Consider the following 17890-nt stretch of genomic DNA (forward strand, 5'->3'; position numbering starts at 1 on the left):
TGTTTTTTCGTATAGAGTTCTCCGGGGTAATTGGTTTTCGACCGGAGATTGCCTGTGGACTTCTCGGCACTTACCGCAGTTGGCATCATCGTAGACTCCGAACGTGACCGACGCGCGTTGGAGTTTCTGGTCACTGTCTGCGGTACCGAAGTTGTCGTGCGCGGGTGCACGGAATTGCCCGGGCGGACTCGTCCCTATGTTTCCAATATTGCTAAGGCGCTCGGTGTCGTGATTCCCGATGAAGTTGTTATCACGCCACGAGGCAGGCCGATCACGATCGCACACTCTTGAGCACCGTACGCAGCGTTTCGGCGTCAACTACACCATCGACCTTCATCACCGCCCGGCCAATTCGAACTTCAATCGTGCCGATGGTCCTGGTTGGCTTCACCATCTCCTGTTCGACCGAAGATGTCGGCGTGATGGCAACCGGCGCGTCGCTCACGACCATCACCGGAACAAGCCCGGTCGTCCCGGCAGCTTGCTCTGCACGATAACGCCGCCGCCACTTGAACAACATGTTCGCGTTGATGCCATGTTCCCGGGCGAGTTTCGAAACAGAGACGCCTGGTTCACATGCAGCCGCGGCCAGGCGACGTCGAAACTCTGGGCTATGGTTCGGGCTGCCTTTACGTGTTCCCGACGCTGGCTTCTCTTCTGATCCCAAAATGGTTCCCGCTACTCGAAATGGTGGCAACCACTTTGGCCTCTCCGATTGCACAGATCAAGACGGCCGTGCCGCGACGCTTACTGACAACCCACCCGGGATGTGAAATCAGACGCCTGTGTTTCAATGCGAGTTGTCCGCCATTGTGACCAACGACGCGCTCTCGGTATGTTTGCCGCATCTTCCGTTTAGGACTGGAGACTTTGTGAAATCAATCGGTTGCGCCGGGTTCGACGTGGCGGCTATTGTGTGCAGGGTGGTTACGGCGGGACCGCCGCTAAATGTCCTCTGGGTCGACCTTAATCACCCGACCGACTGACTTTAGCCGCTCGCGTAGAACTGTTTTGGGATAGAACTTGCCCTCTCCCGCTCATCACTGAGGGCTCGTTTGCCGCATCTTCGAGCGACAGCATGCGCCCGGATTCGCGCAGCAACCCCGAGGTCCTCGTCAAGTTCGTCCCAGTGTAGTCCGCTCGGCGTGAGGCTCATCGCAGGACGCTGTTCTGGCACGGCTGCCGGCAGTTTCGGTGAAATATCCAGTGGCACATTCAACTGCCGACCGTCGGTCGATTCGACGGTGAAGGCGTTCTCGGCGAACGTTATCACAATGAGATGTGGCAACAATTTACGCTCCCTAATGTGAAGTGAGTGTCGCTCAATGACACGACCAGCCACGGACGAAGCGCCCGATACCGAATCTCACCGCGGCTGCGTCCACTCCCCATTCGGCGAGGATGTATGCCCTAAAACTCCTCGACCCAGGGCCGCAGTTCGACTTCCCATGTCCACGCACTGCGGTGCTGACGATGAACGTGCAGATATTCGCTGGCTATGACGTCTGGGTCCAGCCATTTGTCGTCAGTGCTGCCGTCATCCGGTTGCGCCCGACCACTGGCGATGCCGCCGTCGATGACAAAATGCGCCACATGAATATTTTTCGGTGCGAGCTCTCGCGCCATGCATTGGGCCATCCCTCGCAAGGCGAACTTGCCCATTGCAAATGGCGTCGAACCGGGTAGACCTTTTACGCTCGCCGTAGCGCCGGTCAGGAGGATGGTGCCGTTGCCGCGTGCCAGCATTCGAACAGCCGCTGCTTGGGCGACGAGAAAGCCACCGAAGGCGGTCACTTTGAAGGCATCCTCAAGTTTCTCCGCCTCGACATCTTCGACAGCCGCGCGATAGCGGCCACTCGCGTTGTAAACAACGAGGTCAGGAGCGCCGAATGCGTCTTCTACGTGGTCAAAGAGTGCCTTGACCTCGTCCGCTCGACTGGCGTCGCAACTCAAGGCGAGAGCGCCGGTCTCGTCGACGAGGTGTGTCAGCTTGCTGGTGTCGCGGGCAGCGAGTGCAACCTGCATACCCTCGGCCGCAAACAGTCGCGCGAGGGAGGCACTCAATCCCTTTCCCGCACCCACAATCAAAGCGGTCTCAATTCGACTCATGGTTCCTCCTGCTTCAACAGGGACTTGAGTAGCTACGTATGCCGTGCCGTCAGTCCGTTTCCGCACACCCTAACTTTTTAGCGGAGTGGATCGCGGGGTGGACGCTTCGTCATATTGTCCGCCGGCAACATGCCCGGCAGGGCATCCACAAAGAAATCTGCTTGCAATGCAGCCCCAGCCTGCACGTCGTACTGTGCAAAGTCGCGCACACCGGCTGCCAGAAGAACCTCGTCGTCGAGGAAGAAGTTTCCCGAACACTCCCTGGCTTGGCGCGTCAGGATATAGTGGGCCGCGTCGGCAACTATCTCAGGCTTGCGACACGCTGCAATCATGTCCTTACCACCAATCTCATTTCGCACAGCCGCGGTCGCGATAGCTGTTCGAGGCCACAGCGAATTGACTGCGACACCTCGGTCTTTGAACTCCCCGGCAAGCGCTAAGGTGAACAGGCTCATCGTGTATTTTGCAATGGTGTATGCCGCAAAGTCGCTAAACCATTTTGCGTCGTGGACCAACGGAGGTGACAGCGTGAGGATGTGCGGGTTCGGCGAATTGAGGAGATGCGGCAGGCACGCTTGCGCGCACACGAACGTGCCTCTGCCATTGACCCCATGCATCAGGTCGTACCGTTTGACGGGTGTGTCTAGCGTGCCAGTCAGTCGAATGGCGCTGGCATTGTTCACGAGGATATCGATGCCACCGAACATCTCAACGGTCTCGGCAACCGCGGCTTTCACGCGTTCTTCGTCGCGAATATCCACAACAAGCGGGAGCGCCCTGCCGCCAGCAGCTTCAACAGCCGCCGCTGCCGTATAAATCGTGCCCTCGAGACGCGGGTCCGGGTCGCCGGTCTTCGCCGCAATCACGATATTGGCTCCGTCACGTGCGGCTCTGAGTGCAATGGCGAGTCCGATGCCGCGACTGCCACCAGACATGAATATGGTCTTGCCGGCAAGGGTCATGGTTGTCTCCTGAACACTCCCTGTAGCATACGCTGCTGCCGTCATTACGCCGTTGCCGATGTAGCCGTTACTCGTGAAGGGGATGGCGTACGTTGTCGCCGACGACTTTCTGACGGCGTCGTATTCATCGTGAAAGCCGACATGACCGGCGGGGGGCTGCCGGCCAGAATGCGCGTTTCGGCTTTACCTGGTCCGGCGAGCCACCCGTACAGCCCCAGCCGCTCCCTTTTGTCATGTACCCGCCAGCAGTAAGCGGGACAGGAGAACTGTATGAAACGCGCCAGCCTTTTATTGGCAGCGGGCACTACTGCCCTGTTTTTACCGGCATAACATCGTCGTCCGGCGACATACTGTGCATGCCTGTATCGGTCGAGCCAGTGTTCTTTGTCATTTTGCCCGGTCTCGCGTTCCACGGGCTCGAGACAGGCTCGCTGTGGTATGTCATCCCTGCTGTTGCGGCACCGTGAGCACCGCCGCCCCCACTTCCACCGTTCCCATTCCCTCCACCCTGCGCAAACGTCGCGCTCGAGGCGCAGAGCGAGACGACAGCGACGCACGCCAGCACGACTTTCCGCGTTGTCTTTTCCATCACATTTCTCCTGCGATTTCGGCGCGTGCTGTAGCAGCGTCGAAGTTTCATGCACCGCTAACGCCTGACCGTTGGATGACTGATTGCGCAGCGGCGAAGCGCAAGCAGCCGCTCGGGCCAGAACAGGGCAGACATTTGCCTTATCCGGACGCCAGGCATGCAGGTAAGTCGTGGTTCGGCGCCGAAAATGACAGAGCCAAGCTGGATTCGAACATTTGACCGTGCGCGCCGGTCCTGCTACTTCGGCATCGGTATCTTGTCGACCATCATGACTACGCCGTTACTCTGAATGACGTCGTAGGCCGAGATGTCTGCCGTGTGCCCCCGCAGCGTCCAATAGCACGATGTTGTGTGGTCCGTCCGGGGACGTGAGCGTCTCGCCGTTCACGGTTTTAAGTTCCACCTTCCCGTCACCTTCCCTGATGGGCTGGTCGAGCTTCTAAAAATCGTAACGCCCCGGGATAACGTGACAGGAAAGGATACAGGTCAGCATCGGCTTGTTTTCTGGTTTGATGAGGCTGTCGACCGTGGCCGGCGGCAATGCTGCAAATGCTTCATTGGTTGGTGCGAAAACGATAAAGCGCGCAACACGCTTCTGCGTACCCACGAGGCCTACCGCCTTAACTGCGACGACGGGCGTGGTGTGGTCCGTCGAATTCATCGCGATGTCCACAATGTCTTCGACGGGATACGTCGCCGGACCGTCCACCGTGACGGTATCGCTAGCCGCGAAAACCCGGACCCTGCGGCTGACAACGCGGCAGCAACGAGAAAAGCGGTGTGTTTCATGAGAGGTTTCCTCATGACGCGACGCCGGATTGCGCTGCGTTGACTGCATATACGGGGGCCTCGGGTAGCTGGATGGGGGGGGCAGGTGTGTCGCTGCTTCCGATGGCAGTGCGAGCGACCAGGCGCGACTGTCGCCCCTGACTTGCCGATTGTCAATTCCGCTGTCAATCACGACCTTGGCGTTCTATAACATAAACGCAGCAGCGGTCTTATTGGTCAATGGGCGTACAACGTCCTGTCACCGGCGCACTCATTGCGCATACTTCTGCCCCGCCCGGTACCAGCCTCGCGTCATTACCCAGGTAGTCATCGGATAAGTCCGGCTTTGTGCACAAACGGTGCAACAAGCCAACTTCGCATTTGCTCGGCTAAATGGCGTCGGAGACGACGCTGTATGGCATTTGGTGGAGCGAAAGCAAGAATCAGCAAGGCGCGAGAAAAGGTCTTATGCAAGCATCGCGCGCTCGTGGGGATGCCAATCCCCTTGTTATTCCGGGGTCGTGCTATTCGCAACCCGTTGACGAAAAAGAGGTGACGAGATGAAAGTGCAACTTTTAGCTGTAGTCAGTGCAGTATCCCTGCTCGCTGCGACCGGCGCCGCCCACTCGCAGCAAATGCAACCGTCGGGCACAACTGACCCGTCGTCTGCCCAGCAGCCCATGACAACTGCCCAGCCGGCCACGACTATGGACCGCACCCCTGACCTGGGATACGGACCGCAGCCCGGCGGAAGCAGCGGCAGCGGCAAAGCCAGAAACGGTGCCGCGTGCACGGTGGGCCTGTCCTGCGATATCTTTCAGGGCAGCTAGCCACGCATGCCCGAAGTGGGCTTCGCACCTCCGAAATTCCCGTGTGGATTTCGAGTTCGGAGCACGCGAATAGCGAATCTCATGCGTGGAAAACTCAACGTAGATTAAAGGAGCCAACGTGAAATCATCACTGATGGTCGCTTCTGCTGCCGGGTTGTTTGTCATGGCCGGGTTTGCGCATTCGCAAGGCGCGCCCCAAGTCCCTCAACCCGCCCCACAGGAAAACGCCGCGACTCAAGCCACCGACCCCAGTGCGGGGATGGAGGCATATGGCGGTATGCCCGACACGAAGGTACAAAGCGGCGTAAAACATGCCAGGCCGTGCAGGGTAGACCCACAATGCAACGTTTTTTTCGGAGGGAGCTAAACAACGGACTGACGGTGGGCGGGCCAGGAACGGAAAGCGCTGGGTGCCGCGTCGCGAGGGGGAACGACATCCTTGGTCGGGCTTACCGGGTTCCCTTTCACTCTTTAAGGGTCGGGCGCGTCCTGATAGGGGAGGCGCCTCGACATGCGAAACGCGCGCCGGCTTCAAGAGCGAGCGGAATGGAGGTCACTACGAGAGTTTGAGCGCCGGGGCGCCTTGAGTTCGGAATAGACGCCACGAATTGCATGCGTCATGACGTAGACCTCGACTCGGCCCAGGGCCAACCGCTTTTCTTATGCGCATCCCCCTGAACGGGCGGCGCGGCCGTGACCGATGCCTCGACCGGACCCGCTTCCTCCACTGCATCGTGCAACGATTCGGCCCCCGCCTCCTTCCTCACCCCGGGAAGCCCAGTCACGAACCACTTCTCCTTCTTCTGGACGTGAGCGGCGTACGCCTTCCAACCGTCATGGTTGCCCTCAAAAAGGTCCTGCTGAACGGTTGACGCAAGCGCATTGCGGTTGGGCTCAGTATCAAACAGCTCCTTTGGCCACAGGAAGAACGCGCTGGCGATGCGTGCACTAAACTCGACCCCCTTCATCTTGGGCGCAAGCGCCCGGAGGAACTCGAAGTCCTGCAACGAATCCTCTTCCTGCGCAAGCTGCGTCACCGGCGCGTTCGCGCCGACTTGTCCTGGCTAAACAGTTCAACGCTTCGAGAATGTCCCCGAGATGAAGCAGCAGTTCCCGTCTATCAAATCGGTCGTCCATTGCCTTACCTCCATTCATTGCGTCCTTGATACAGTCTGGCCCTTGAGGGGCAAGCGACGCGCAAATGCCGGGAGAAGCGATGGTCCGCACACGACAGGCCCATTTTTGCGGCGCTTGTCGTATCTGGCAGCGTCAGGATTAAGGAAACGTCTGCTGGAGGTACAGTTGCCCCAAGGCACTTGGGTCGCGCGCCAGAATCCGGTTCGTCCGGCCGGGCTGCGCACAAAGCAGGGCCGCAGTGTTATATCGGCGAAGCGCGGCGGCTGAGCCAACTTATGGGCGCTGCATCGGGCGCGAGGAACTGCAAGTTTCGCCCTCGCGCCGCTACCGCCTTCTACTCCTGGCTGCGGCAGACCTTGCGATAAGGTGAGAAGCGCCAGTGACCGGTAGGGTCCTTGACTGCAACCGCGCCGAAGTCGTACAAGACCTCGCGAACGGCTGCCGCTCGCAGGCCGCGTATGTCTCCGACCACCAGAAGCGTGCGCGTCGGCGTCTCGATGCCTGGTCCGGTATCGGGCAGCGAATTGCGCTCGTCTGCGCTGCTGTATCGAAGTCGGCTGTTGCGGTTCAGTTGTACGGAACGACCCGAGGGTCTCGTGCCCAGCCCGGGCTAACTCGCGCAACACATTTACACACTAATGAAAATTCGGCGGCTTTCCTCGCCATCTGTCACAGCACTCCGGTGGCTTCGTTATTAGCCGCGGAACGCTTACGCGTCTTGTGCCGGTTGAAAACGCGGCGATGGCAGACCGCAGCGTAATTGAGTGGGACAAAGACGACCTTGAGTCATTGGGTCTGCTTAAGATAGATGTCCTTGCGCTCGGCATGCTCTCAGCTATTCGCCGCACGCTCGACCTCGTTTCCGAACAGCGCGGCGAACGCTTTGAAATGCAGGACATCCCCGCAGAGGACCCGAAAGCGTACGAGATGATTTCCGCTGCGGACACAGTCGGCGTTTTCCAGATTGAATCTCGTGCCCAGATGTCGATGTTGCCGCGCATGCAACCACGGACGTTTTACGACCTGGTTATCGAGGTCGCCATTGTCCGGCCGGGGCCAATTCAAGGTGGTGCGGTCCATCCATATCTGCAGCGTCGACAGGGATTCGAGCCGGTCTCATACCCGAGTGATGCACTGAAAACGGCGCTGGGTCGTACGCTCGGCGTGCCCATTTTTCAGGAACAGGTGATGCAAGTTGCCATACTCGCCGCGGGATTCACTGCCGGCGAGGCCGATGCATTGCGACGTGCCATGGCCGCATGGAAGCGCAAAGGCGGTCTTGAAAAATACTACGACCGCATTGTGAATGGTATGTTGGAGCGGGGCTATGACCAAGGTTTCGCCGATGGTATTTTTGAGCAAATCAAAGGCTTTGGTGAATACGGCTTCCCCGAAAGTCATGCGGCCAGCTTCGCGTTGCTCGTATACGCGAGTAGCTGGCTGAAGTGCCATGAACCAGAAGCGTTCCTTGCTGCCATGCTCAACAGCCGGCCGATGGGATTCTATTCGCCGTCGCAGCTTGTGCAGGACGCACAACGCCATGGCGTGAACGTGCTGCCAGTTGACGTTGCTGTCAGCGGCTGGGACTCTGCTCTGGTGAGGCTGGCAGACAACGACCGCCCGGCTGTCCGACTCGGCATGTCGCTCCTGCGCGGCATGAAGGACGGCGCCGCAGAGCGGATTGAAAATGCCAGAGCCGTGCGTCTGTTCGAAACCGTCGCTGACCTTGCCCGCAGAGCGCAGCTTGACCGCAAAGACCTGCATGTCCTTGCCGATGCTAATGCCTTGGCATCCGTTGCCGGCAATCGTCGCGAAGCGCTTTGGCAATCTGTCGCCGCTGTGCCGGACAAAGACATGCTTGCGATAGCGGCCATCGAGGACGAGACTCCTGAACTGGGCGCGCCGACGGAGGCGCACGACATCGTCGTGGACTATCGGTCGGTCTCACACTAGGTCGACATCCGCTCGAGCTGCTGCGGCCGCAACTGCTCGCAAATCGGCTGATGCCAGCGTCGACGCTGCGCACCTATCGCGACGGGCGCCTGGCTCGTGGGTGCGGACTTGTTACAGTACGGCAACGGCCGGGCACTGCGAAGGGGGTCATGTTTGTGACGCTTGAAGACGAGACCGGCAACATGAATGTAATCGTGTGGCCGAGCCTGCTCGAAAAGCAGAGAAAGGAAGCGCTCGGCGCATCGCTACTTGCCGTGTACGGAACATGGCAATGCCAGGGAGAGGTTCGACATCGGGTCGCGCAGCGCGTTATCGATATGTCTCATCTGCTTGGTGGCCTGACTACTGCGAGCAGAAATTTTTGCTGACTTGCCATTTGCCCCTGGAAGCGGCATTTCCTTTCAACAGCCATATTTCGATTGGCCTCGTCAGCACAAGAGGCGGCTTTTCGACTAGGTTGGCTTGCCGCGCTGTTGCTCTCGATGGGTTACGTGGTCCGCCAGCAAGCGACGCATTGTGGTCAGTAAAATTTGCCCATCTACAGGCTTGCAGAGAAAGCCGTCGTAGCTTACGAAGGCTGGTGGGCTGGGCTCCCCCGAAACCAGAATGAATGTGACGTCAGCTAATCCGGGACGTGTTCGCAAACGGTGACAGAGCTCGCTTCCCGACATCACCGGCATGCGCCAGTCGGCAACCACTATGTCGACAGGGCATTCGATGAACATCTTCAATGCCGCCTGGCCGTCGCTCGCGCTTCTTACTTCAAATCCGTCAGCGGCGCAACAGGCGCCCCACGCGGCCAAAGCCTCCGCATCATCGTCTACCAGCAGTACGCTTGCCATACACAAATGTCCGAGTGGCCCCACGTTCTTTGGCAGCTTGATGCAGGCCAAAGTTCACGGGGCCATTCATCGACGCCGCATATTCGTCGCGGTCGCGTCGTTCGAGAGAGTGCGTATCATGGGAGCATGAAACGGAGATCGATGTGCTACTAGGCTCAAATCCAGGCGGACTACCGGAAATTTGTGCGCACCTTTGGCGCACTGATGGACATACACGAGTTCGCGCGTCTGTTTTTCGAGCGCGCCGAGGGCATCAGCAAGGCGAAAATACCGAAGGCAATGGAAGACGCTTTTGCCGAACCACAGAATGAAGCGGAGCGCGGAATCAACGCTCTCATCAGCCAGTTCAATGCCGGACAGGCAACGAAGCTCGAACAGGACCTGTTTAAACAGCGCAAGCGCCTAGCGGATGCGGAACGGTCACTGCAGACAAAGATAACTAAAGCAGCAACCGATGCGTTATCAATGTCGCATTGCCGGAAAACCCGCCTTCTACGATGTCAAATACCCTGGAACTTACAATGCGCGCCGGGATAGTCTCGAAGGTTTCTGGGCACCATGCTTTGGACGCACGCATGGCGTCTTGCTTGTCGAAGTGTTCTACGAGAATGTGAGCAAGGCGAAGTTCGAGGGAACGTTACTGGAGACTCATGAGCGAGATGAGAATGTTGTTCTGGAATTTCGTGCGAGCAATGGCCAACTGATGCTGGTCGCCTGCCTCTGGTCTCGATGGAGCGCCCCGGGTGAGCCGGACTTGCTGTCGTTTGCGGCAATTACGGATGAGCCGCCGCCAGAGGTCGCGGCGGCAGGACACGACCGATGCATCGTACCTATCAAGCCTGAAAACGTCGATGCGTGGTTGAACCCGGATGCGTCAGACCTGGCGGCACTGTACGCGATACCTGGTGACAGGGACCGGCCGTACTACGAGCACCGGCTGGCTGCATAGGGAAGACGCCTGATTTGACGGCAGGACTGGCGGCTTAGTGATTATAGAAGTCGACGATGCGCTCCCAATGCCGCTTCAGGTTGCTCCTCTCGGTTGATTGAATGTATAACTGCATTGCTTGGGTCCGCGCCTGTGCCGGTGCATCCGGGGCGTTGGCGTGAACCCCTGCGGTATCCATCGCAAGGTCCATGAATCGCACGAAGTCGCTCTGGTTGCCAAACTCGTTCTTTCGCGTGTCCCATGTCCATTTGTAGTTGACTCCATCGAAGTCGTAGTCGTTGCCATGGTAATCGGCGTAGCGATACGTCACCCAGCTCTCGAATATTGCTTGAGGAATAAGTCCCTCGCGAAAGTACAGATACTGCTCGTGCTGAAGATTCCACAGCTTTATGAACAGGCTGTGCGCCCGACTTTTGATGACAGGCAAGGGCATCAGAGGAGGTTGGTTTGCGGCTTGGGCGGCTTGGACAGGGCCTTGAAGTCCGTACGCTTCGCGAAGCTCGAACAGTTCGCTGAAAATGTCTCCATAAGTCTTGTGGCAGTTCGCGACGATATTCACGCGTGCAATGCTCCAGTTGCGCCAAACGGTCAGAATGGAGAGCAAGACCGCGAACACTGATACCAGGAGTGACAGGAGCGCGAGCGCACTGGCGACCATCCACCCATATCTTTTCCCCAACTGTTCCTCTTCCACCACCGGAGGGGTACTGGCTGGGGACGAACCGCTGGCAGCAGGATTACTATGGGGGCTTGGTGTGCTTGCAGCCGAGCCACTGGTTGTGGCGGCTGCCGATGTTCCGACCTGAGGCGGGGCAGAGCTTGCTGAACTAGCAGCGAGACTTGACGCGGCTTGCGCTGCCGGAGGCTGTGAGGAGGGCTGCTTTGCTGATGCAGTCGATGTCGGCTTCGGAGGAAGTTGTGCTGTAGAGGGTTGTGAGAGGCTTGAGGCGGCGAGTGCAACAGCGACTATCAGATAGGCGGCTCTCACACGAGACCACAGATATCGCCTTCTGGCGAGAGAGCGCATGCTGTTCAGAACCTGCCGCAATGATTCCATGGCGAACTCGAGTGCGTTAAATCCCGCGCGATTTTGCGCCTCTTCTCGTGCTTGTTGCCCAGACTCAACGCGAAGTCTTCATCCGAGAGAGATTCGAGCGGCGCGAACTTTGCCGTACCTGCGGCGCAAATCACGGCGTCCACGGTTCCAGGTTTCTGGTACATGGACACGATGGACGCTTTGTCAGCGAGGCCCACGGACAGGTCCGAGCCATTGCGGCTTGCGCCAATGACCTGGAGTTCGGACGAGAGCAGGCGCGCGTTCGCGTTGCCGAGCGCTCCGGTTGCGCCGACTATCAGTACGCGCATGCGGGCCTCCTGCGTCCGGAAGGGTCACGCCAGCGCGGCGTGACGCTTCACGCCTGGCGGGAGGGGAAAAGGAAGAACGAATATCGTACTACCCCGTAAGGTGACGTGCATTCCACACCTCACGCGCGCCGTGGGCGGTCTAATTTTGCTCGTTGGCTCACTCATTTGATTGCCTGGTCCGGTCTGCGTCGGAGCTGGTGACGTCGACATCGAGACTTGCCTACGACGCGTTCAGTGCCTGCACCTGTACGGGGGCGCCGGGCTTGCCCGAAACTTGCGGCGCAATCATAAGGTAGCGGTGCCTGTCGCCAGTAGGCTCCATACCTGGCGTGACCAACTGGCGAATCTGACCAAGCGCATTCACAATCGCCGAGCCGGCCGGATTGGTCATGAAGTTCGCTAGCGCCTCTACCTTGCCGCTGCCGTCAGGATTGTCTGCAAGGCACAGTACATACGGCTGCTTCGGTTGCAGACCGGTGACGGCCGCCTGAAGGACCTGCAGGAGACCCTGGTCAAACAACGCCACAGTCGTGGGGGCACTACTGGCATCGGCCGGCTTGCCCGACCCCACGGGGACCAGCACCAGGTGAATGCTCTGCCCGGCGAGTCCGAGCGGCTGCGTGTTTTGCGTGCCGTCTCCTTCCGGGACCGCATTCGGTACGTAGGCTACGGCCTGCGGCGCCTGTCCAATGGGTACGGTCGCAATGACCTTGTTTGTCAGCGTGTCGATGGCGGTCATCGCGTCTGCGTTTTCAAGGCCGACGTAGATGCGGCTGCCGTCACCGGACGGCCATAGACCATGCGGCAGACTGCCGACAGGAATTGTCGCGATCTGCGAGAAGTCGTTGGTCCGGAACACCTTGAGCTGATTCAGGCCTCCAACGGTCACATAGGCGAACGTACCGTTGGTGTTATGCACGATGTTCACGTGATTTGTAATCGGGCCCGTGTCGAGCGTTTTGATAAGTTCGAATGGCGGCCGCGCGTCGAAGACCTGAGTCTTGCCCACATCCTTGAGCGTGAACCACACCTGCTTGCCGTCCGGGGTCGCAGCGATGTTCGGGCAGAACGGGCTCGCCTGCTTCACCGTGCCGACAATCTTGTGGTCGGCGACCGAAATGACCTTCGTCTCGGGATTGAACGAAGAGCACACGTAGCCATACTTTCCATCCGGCGAGAAGATTTGCATGCCCGGGCCGGCCGGCACAGTAATCCGGGTCTTTTCTTCAAAGGTTGTACCGTCCAGCACGGAAACATAGTTTTCACCGCGCACGGTCACCCAGACCTCCTTCCCGTCGGGTGTAAAGAAGGCCTCGTGAGGCGACCGGCCCACGTACGTAACATGCTTGACCGCATTCGTCTGAGTATCGATGAACGAGACCGAGTTCGAGCCGATGGATACGACTGCAATTGTCCGGTGGTCGGGCGAAAAACCCATGCCGTGCACCAGCAACTGGCCTTTGTACAATGGGCTGAAGTTGCCCGGCGATGGGTCGCCCAGACGAATCAGCCCGACCATCTTGTTGTCCGCCGGGTCAACGACGGAGACGGTATTCGAGAATTGCTCGGCCGCATAGACCCGGTCGCGGTGACTCACGGCAATGTCTGGGTCGGACGACGAACCGGGTACCTGTCCGGCCCACGCGAACTGCGCTGCAGTCAGTGCCGCTGTGGTCAGGGCGGTGGTGAGAAGCGGCGTGCGTTTCATTTGGGCTCCTGTTGCGTGTGATTCGGCATGTTCATCTGCCTGCCATGGTTGGACATCGATTGTGTGTGGTCTGCGGATGACGGGACGCGCTGCTGCTGGTCTGGAGCGGGTGCCGAAGGGGGCAGGGGCTGCCCGAGGGCGAGGCGCATGGCAACGATTTCCTGCTGTTGCTCGACGACGATTTCCTGGGCGAGACGACGCAATTGCTCGTTATCTCCATAGCGTAATTCGGCCTGCGCCATGTCGATGGCTCCCTGATGATGAGGCACCATCATGGCGACGAAGTCCCGGTCGACATCGCCAGTCGGCTTGATGGACATGTCTGTCATCATCTTCGTCATTGCCGCATCGTTTTCATGCAGGAAGGGCGCTTCGTTTGAGTTTGTGCCCTGTGCACCAGCAGCGGATGCAGGCGGTGCGCCAAGTCCCGATATGGAAAGCGCGACGGCTACCGACAGTACCAGTGGTCCAGACAGACGGATTGGGATGCGCATACAGGTTCCCTTTTCTCTTTTGGATTGCAGTCTCTCGGCAGGCCGGAGGCACACAGGCGAGACCTTGGCAGCGCTTCGCGGGCAACGGCAGACTGAATACAGTCGACCGTCAAAAGCGCGTCGCAGTGAAAAACGTAAGATTGGCGACGGGGGCGAACACCTATAATGGGCGCGGAATGACAATGAAATCAATATCTTGTGAGAATCTTTCGCGATCTTCTAGCCGCGGAGCGCTACTAAGCGCGCCGCCGTTCATCCGCTTGCTGCATGCAGTACGAAAACCGCGCGAGTCCGCAAGGACCGCGCGGTTTTCTCATCTGATTTGCGCGGCATTCGACTACCGTGCAAAAAGCGCCGCAATCTTCGTCTCGCACGCTTCGTCTCGCGCGCATAACCTGAACGCATCGCTCCGATGAACGGAACGCATTTTTATATTTAGGTGTAAACCCTTATCATTCGCCGCACGACCTCGCGCGCGAACTCACGGCATCAACGCGCGTTTCCATCACTTCAAGAACCACGGTCCGGATGATGAACCGCAGCAAGTCCCATTCGACATCGCCGCGCTGGTCGACCCGGCTGCATTCGGTCGTCACCGCGATCTATCGCAAGCGGCCGGTCTGGATGGTGTCGTTCGCGGCGAGCGAGGCGAATCTGTCGGAGGGCTTGAGGGCGGCATGCGCGTCGACGGCGATGCTCGCGCTCGGCAACGTGCTGCACGATCCGGTATTTGCGTGGGCGGCGATCGGCGCGTTCTGGACCTGCCTCGCCGATGCCGCCGGCTCGAACCGCGCGCGCTTCATGTCGATGATGAGCTTCGCGCTACTGTCGACGCTGTGCGGCGGCATGACCGCGTTCGCGTCCGCCTCGGGTGCCGCGTGGGCCGCGCTCGCGGTGCTCGCGTTCACGACGCTCGGCGCGTTCGGCCGCATCTGGGGCGCGGCCACGTCGCAGGTGACGATCCTCGCGGCGACCGCCTGCGTCGTGATGGTCGATCGGCCGATGCACGACGCGCGCGCGGGTGTCGCGTTTCTCGGCGTCTATCTGGTCGGCTGCCTGTTCGCGATCGTGCTGAGCTTGACGGTGTGGCGCATTCATCCATTCGGCGCGAGCCGCGCGTCGTTGCGCGCGGTGTATCTGCGCCTCGCCGATGTCGCGTTCGATAGCGCGCGGCTTGTCGGCGGACGTGCCGCGCCGCGCGAATGGGCCACGCATGCCGCGCGCTTTCGCGCCGATGCGCGCGCGTCGCTCGAACGTTCGCGCGATGCGCTCGCGAACGTGCCCGCCTCGAAAGCGGGCGGGGCGGCCGTCTACGACACGTTGCTCGGCTTGCTGACCGATGGCGAAGCGTTGTTCGCGTATCTGATCGCGGTGTCGGGCGCGGGCGCGAAAGTGCCCGACGATCCGCGCCGCACGCAACGCGCGGTGCGCTCGCTCAATGCGATCGGCGAAGTGCTCAGCGACATCGGCAGCGCGACCGGCGACGCGCGCTGGGAACGTCTCGCGGACCTGCAGGCGCGTCTGCGGCGTCTCGCGCATCGGCTCGAAAGCGCGTTGCTCGAACCGGTGAAGCTGCAATCCGGTTTCGAGCTCGTCGATTTCGCGCCGCGTGAGGTGCACGTCGAGCCGTGGAGCGCGTGCGTCGCGCGTTATACGGCGCGCGCGTGGTCGACGCTGAAGGCCAACCTGTCGTGGCAGTCGGTCGGCTTGCGCCATGCGGCGCGTGTCGGCGTGACGACGACGGCGGGCTTCGTCGTGATTCGCGCGCTCGGTCTGCCGTTCGGCTATTGGGCCACGATGGCCACGCTGCTGATCCTGCAGCCGTCGATCGCCGCGACCTGGCCGCGCAGCATCGAACGCGCGACGGGCAGTATCGTCGGCGGCGTGCTCGCGGCGGCGATCGGCTATGCGATTCATTCGCCGCTCGGCATCTCGCTCGCGGTGTTCCCGCTGGTGATGGCGACGATGGCGCTGCGCCCCGTCAGTTACAGCCTGTTCGTGCTGTTCCTGACGCCGACCTTCGTGCTGGTCGCCGACTTCGCGACGCCGGGCGCCAACGAGTTGGCGTTCGCGCTGACGCGGCTCGGCAACAACGTGCTCGGCTGCGTGCTCGCGCTGCTCGCGACGTTCCTTCTATGGCCGACGCGCGAGAAGCTCGATGTGCGCGTCTATCTCGGCGACGCGGTGCGCGCGAATCTCGCGTATCTGCGCGCGTCGCTCGACGCGCCTCGGCATGGCGGCAAGGAGATCGAGCAATTGCGCCGCGCCGCGGGCCTCACCAGCAACAACGCGGAAGAAGCGATCGGCCGCGTGCGGCTCGAAAAGCTCGAGGACTCGATGGCCGATACCGTCACGCTGACGGTGCTGAGCCTGCTGCGACGGATGGCCGGCACCGCGACGCAGTTGCGCCTCACCGCGAACCGTCGCGACATGCATAGCGAACTCGACGAATGGGTCGAGGCGATCAGCGCGGCGATCGAGGCCGCGCTGAATCGCACGTTACGGCCGGTGCGGCTCGAGTTACCCGCTCGCGAGCAGTTGACGTCGCTGGAAGCAGATGTGGTGGGCGAGCTGGCGCGGGTGCATCGGCTGTTGACGGAGAGGATGCGGGAGGCGAGGGGGTAGCTCGACTCAGCCGTCGGAACGCTCGCCGTCTTCCGCGACGTCATTCACCGCTGCAACCGGCAACACCGACTGCAGCGTGAACACCCCGGCCGCCAGCGCCCGTTTATCGGCCGCCGTGAGCCGCTTGACCCAATACTCGGCGCTCGACGCGCTCGACCGGTCCGCCAGCTCGAACGACGCCAGCACCCGCACCGGCTTGCGCGAGCGCGTATAACGCGCGCCCGTGCCGCTCAGATGTTTCTCGAAGCGAGCAGCGACATCGGTCGCGATGCCGGTATAGACGCTGCCGTCCGAGCATTCGAGCAGATAGAGAAACCACGCCATAACCGCGCTTCTAGCCTTTGAACGGATTGTGTTCGCGCAGCTCGTCCACGTACGCGTGGATGCTGTTTTTTTCGTTATCGAGAAAATGGCCGACCGCATCGGCGAACGCCGGATGCGCGAGCCAATGCGTCGAGCGCGTGACCGTGGGCAGAAAGCCGCGCGCCATCTTGTGCTCGCCCTGCGCGCCGCCTTCGAATGCGCCGAGCTTTTCTTCGATGCAGAATTCGAGCGGCTGATAGTACGCGGTTTCGAAGTGCAGGCACGGCACGTGTTCGAGCGCGCCCCAGTAGCGGCCATACAAGGTGCCGCCGGTTTTCTCGTCGCGCTGATAGACGACGAGCGAGCTCGCGATCGGCTTGCCTTCATATTCGGCGATCACGAGCAGCAGATTCTCCGGCATCGACGCGCCGATCATCCGGAAGAAATCGAGGTTCAGATACGGACTCGAAAAATGCTCGCGATAGGTTTGCCGATAGCACTTGCTGAAGAAGCGCCAGTCGGCATCCTCGATGTCTGCGCCGCGGATCCGTCGCATCGTGATGCCGGCCTCGTGCACCTTGCGCCGTTCGGCGCGGATGTTCTTGCGCTTCTTCTGTTCGAGCGTCGACAGAAAGTCTTCGAAGTCGCGATAGCCGTCGTTGAGCCAGTGAAACTGCACGCCTTCGCGCTGCATCATGCCGATATCGGTGAGCGCGTCCGCTTCGCTCTGCGTCGGAAACAGCACATGCAGCGACGACACCTCGGCCTGCTCGGCGAACGCCATCAACGTGGCCGCGAGATGGCGCAACGCATGCTCGTTCGCCGACAGCAGCCGGCTGCCCTGTACCGGCGTGAAGGGCACCGCGCACAGCAGCTTCGGGTAATAGGGCAGGCCGTTGCGCTTGTACGCGTCGGCCCAGGCCCAGTCGAACACGTACTCGCCGTACGAGTGTCCCTTCAGATAGACGGGCGCCGCCGCCGCGAGCATGCCCGTGCGCGCGTCGGTCAGCGTGACGAATTGCGGCGCCCAACCGGTGTCGGGAACCGCGCATTGCGTCGCGTTGAGCGCGCTCAGAAACTCGTGCCGCAAAAACGGCGTGGGCTGCGGCTGCGCGGCGAGGAGGGCGTTCCACTCGGCGGCGTCCACCTCGGAGGGCGAGGCCAGAATGCCCGTGCGATAATCGATACGTTGCTGGTTCAATCTGAGTGACTGTATGCAATGACCGGCGCGGCGCTCTGAAACTGAAGCTGCCACG

The 17890-nt window shown here is 60.4% G+C and carries 14 protein-coding genes and 2 pseudogenes; 3 read left to right on the forward strand and 13 right to left on the reverse strand.

Annotation, left to right across the window (positions count from 1 at the left end; all coding sequences use genetic code 11):
* Nucleotides 1–271: 271 nt before the first annotated feature.
* The 6 genes from tnpA to HDG32_RS08490 form a co-directional block, all read right to left on the reverse strand.
* Nucleotides 272–721 carry an IS66-like element accessory protein TnpA gene (gene tnpA, locus HDG32_RS37220; protein ID WP_409340013.1) on the reverse strand — a complete coding sequence of 150 codons (450 nt, stop codon included), beginning with the start codon at nucleotides 719–721 and terminating at the stop codon, nucleotides 272–274.
* 267 nt (nucleotides 722–988) lie between these two features.
* Nucleotides 989–1342, reverse strand: coding sequence for a DUF2442 domain-containing protein (locus tag HDG32_RS08470; RefSeq protein ID WP_311539620.1), 354 nt, complete (start codon nucleotides 1340–1342; stop codon nucleotides 989–991).
* Nucleotides 1343–1410: 68 nt separating this feature from the next.
* Nucleotides 1411–2109, reverse strand: a complete 699-nt coding sequence (locus HDG32_RS08475; protein WP_184065473.1) for an SDR family NAD(P)-dependent oxidoreductase — start codon at nucleotides 2107–2109, stop codon at nucleotides 1411–1413.
* Between the two features lie 77 nt (nucleotides 2110–2186).
* Nucleotides 2187–3071: an NAD(P)-dependent oxidoreductase gene (locus HDG32_RS08480; protein ID WP_184065476.1), complete on the reverse strand. Its 885-nt coding sequence runs from the start codon at nucleotides 3069–3071 to the stop codon at nucleotides 2187–2189.
* Nucleotides 3072–4099: 1028 nt separating this feature from the next.
* A complete protein-coding gene (locus tag HDG32_RS36325) occupies nucleotides 4100–4498 on the reverse strand; it encodes a fasciclin domain-containing protein (RefSeq protein ID WP_260336409.1) in 399 nt (132 codons plus the stop codon).
* Between the two features lie 1377 nt (nucleotides 4499–5875).
* Nucleotides 5876–6295: a hypothetical protein gene (locus tag HDG32_RS08490; protein WP_311539621.1), complete on the reverse strand. Its 420-nt coding sequence runs from the start codon at nucleotides 6293–6295 to the stop codon at nucleotides 5876–5878.
* Nucleotides 6296–7049: 754 nt separating this feature from the next.
* On the opposite strand from HDG32_RS08490, the pseudogene HDG32_RS08495 reads away from it, so the two are divergent.
* Nucleotides 7050–8716, forward strand: a pseudogene (locus HDG32_RS08495) (OB-fold nucleic acid binding domain-containing protein); the annotation flags it as partial.
* 84 nt (nucleotides 8717–8800) lie between these two features.
* On the opposite strand, the gene HDG32_RS08500 reads toward HDG32_RS08495, so the two are convergent.
* Nucleotides 8801–9190, reverse strand: a complete 390-nt coding sequence (locus HDG32_RS08500; RefSeq protein ID WP_184065479.1) for a two-component system response regulator — start codon at nucleotides 9188–9190, stop codon at nucleotides 8801–8803.
* Nucleotides 9191–9349: 159 nt separating this feature from the next.
* Between HDG32_RS08500 and HDG32_RS08505 the strand changes: the two are divergent.
* Nucleotides 9350–10139, forward strand: a pseudogene (locus tag HDG32_RS08505) (SOS response-associated peptidase family protein).
* 34 nt (nucleotides 10140–10173) lie between these two features.
* Here the strand turns inward: HDG32_RS08505 and HDG32_RS08510 are convergent.
* The 4 genes from HDG32_RS08510 to HDG32_RS08525 all read right to left on the reverse strand — a co-directional run bounded on the left by HDG32_RS08510 (nucleotide 10174) and on the right by HDG32_RS08525 (nucleotide 13706).
* A complete protein-coding gene (locus HDG32_RS08510; RefSeq protein WP_184021291.1) occupies nucleotides 10174–10797 on the reverse strand; it encodes a hypothetical protein in 624 nt (207 codons plus the stop codon).
* 374 nt (nucleotides 10798–11171) lie between these two features.
* Nucleotides 11172–11504, reverse strand: a complete 333-nt coding sequence (locus HDG32_RS08515; RefSeq protein WP_184065482.1) for a hypothetical protein — start codon at nucleotides 11502–11504, stop codon at nucleotides 11172–11174.
* A 220-nt stretch (nucleotides 11505–11724) separates the two neighbouring features.
* On the reverse strand, nucleotides 11725–13212 hold the full coding sequence (locus tag HDG32_RS08520; protein WP_184065485.1) for a YncE family protein: 1488 nt from the start codon (nucleotides 13210–13212) through the stop codon (nucleotides 11725–11727).
* The gene (locus HDG32_RS08525; protein WP_184065488.1) at nucleotides 13209–13706 is read right to left on the reverse strand and encodes a DUF305 domain-containing protein; all 498 of its coding nucleotides are present in this window, start codon (nucleotides 13704–13706) and stop codon (nucleotides 13209–13211) included. Before HDG32_RS08525 ends, HDG32_RS08520 begins: the two co-directional genes overlap by 4 nt.
* A 528-nt stretch (nucleotides 13707–14234) precedes the next feature.
* On the opposite strand from HDG32_RS08525, the gene HDG32_RS08530 reads away from it, so the two are divergent.
* Nucleotides 14235–16331, forward strand: coding sequence for an FUSC family protein (locus HDG32_RS08530; protein ID WP_184065491.1), 2097 nt, complete (start codon nucleotides 14235–14237; stop codon nucleotides 16329–16331).
* A gap of 6 nt (nucleotides 16332–16337) precedes the next feature.
* On the opposite strand, the gene HDG32_RS08535 is transcribed toward HDG32_RS08530, so the two are convergent.
* Both HDG32_RS08535 and HDG32_RS08540 read right to left on the reverse strand, forming a co-directional pair.
* A complete protein-coding gene (locus HDG32_RS08535) occupies nucleotides 16338–16655 on the reverse strand; it encodes a GIY-YIG nuclease family protein (RefSeq protein WP_184065494.1) in 318 nt (105 codons plus the stop codon).
* Nucleotides 16656–16665: 10 nt separating this feature from the next.
* Nucleotides 16666–17835, reverse strand: coding sequence for a GNAT family N-acetyltransferase (locus HDG32_RS08540; protein WP_184065496.1), 1170 nt, complete (start codon nucleotides 17833–17835; stop codon nucleotides 16666–16668).
* Nucleotides 17836–17890: the final 55 nt, after the last annotated feature.

The organism is Paraburkholderia sp. CI2 (assembly GCF_014201055.1).
Taxonomy (GTDB): Bacteria; Pseudomonadota; Gammaproteobacteria; order Burkholderiales; family Burkholderiaceae; genus Paraburkholderia; species Paraburkholderia tuberum.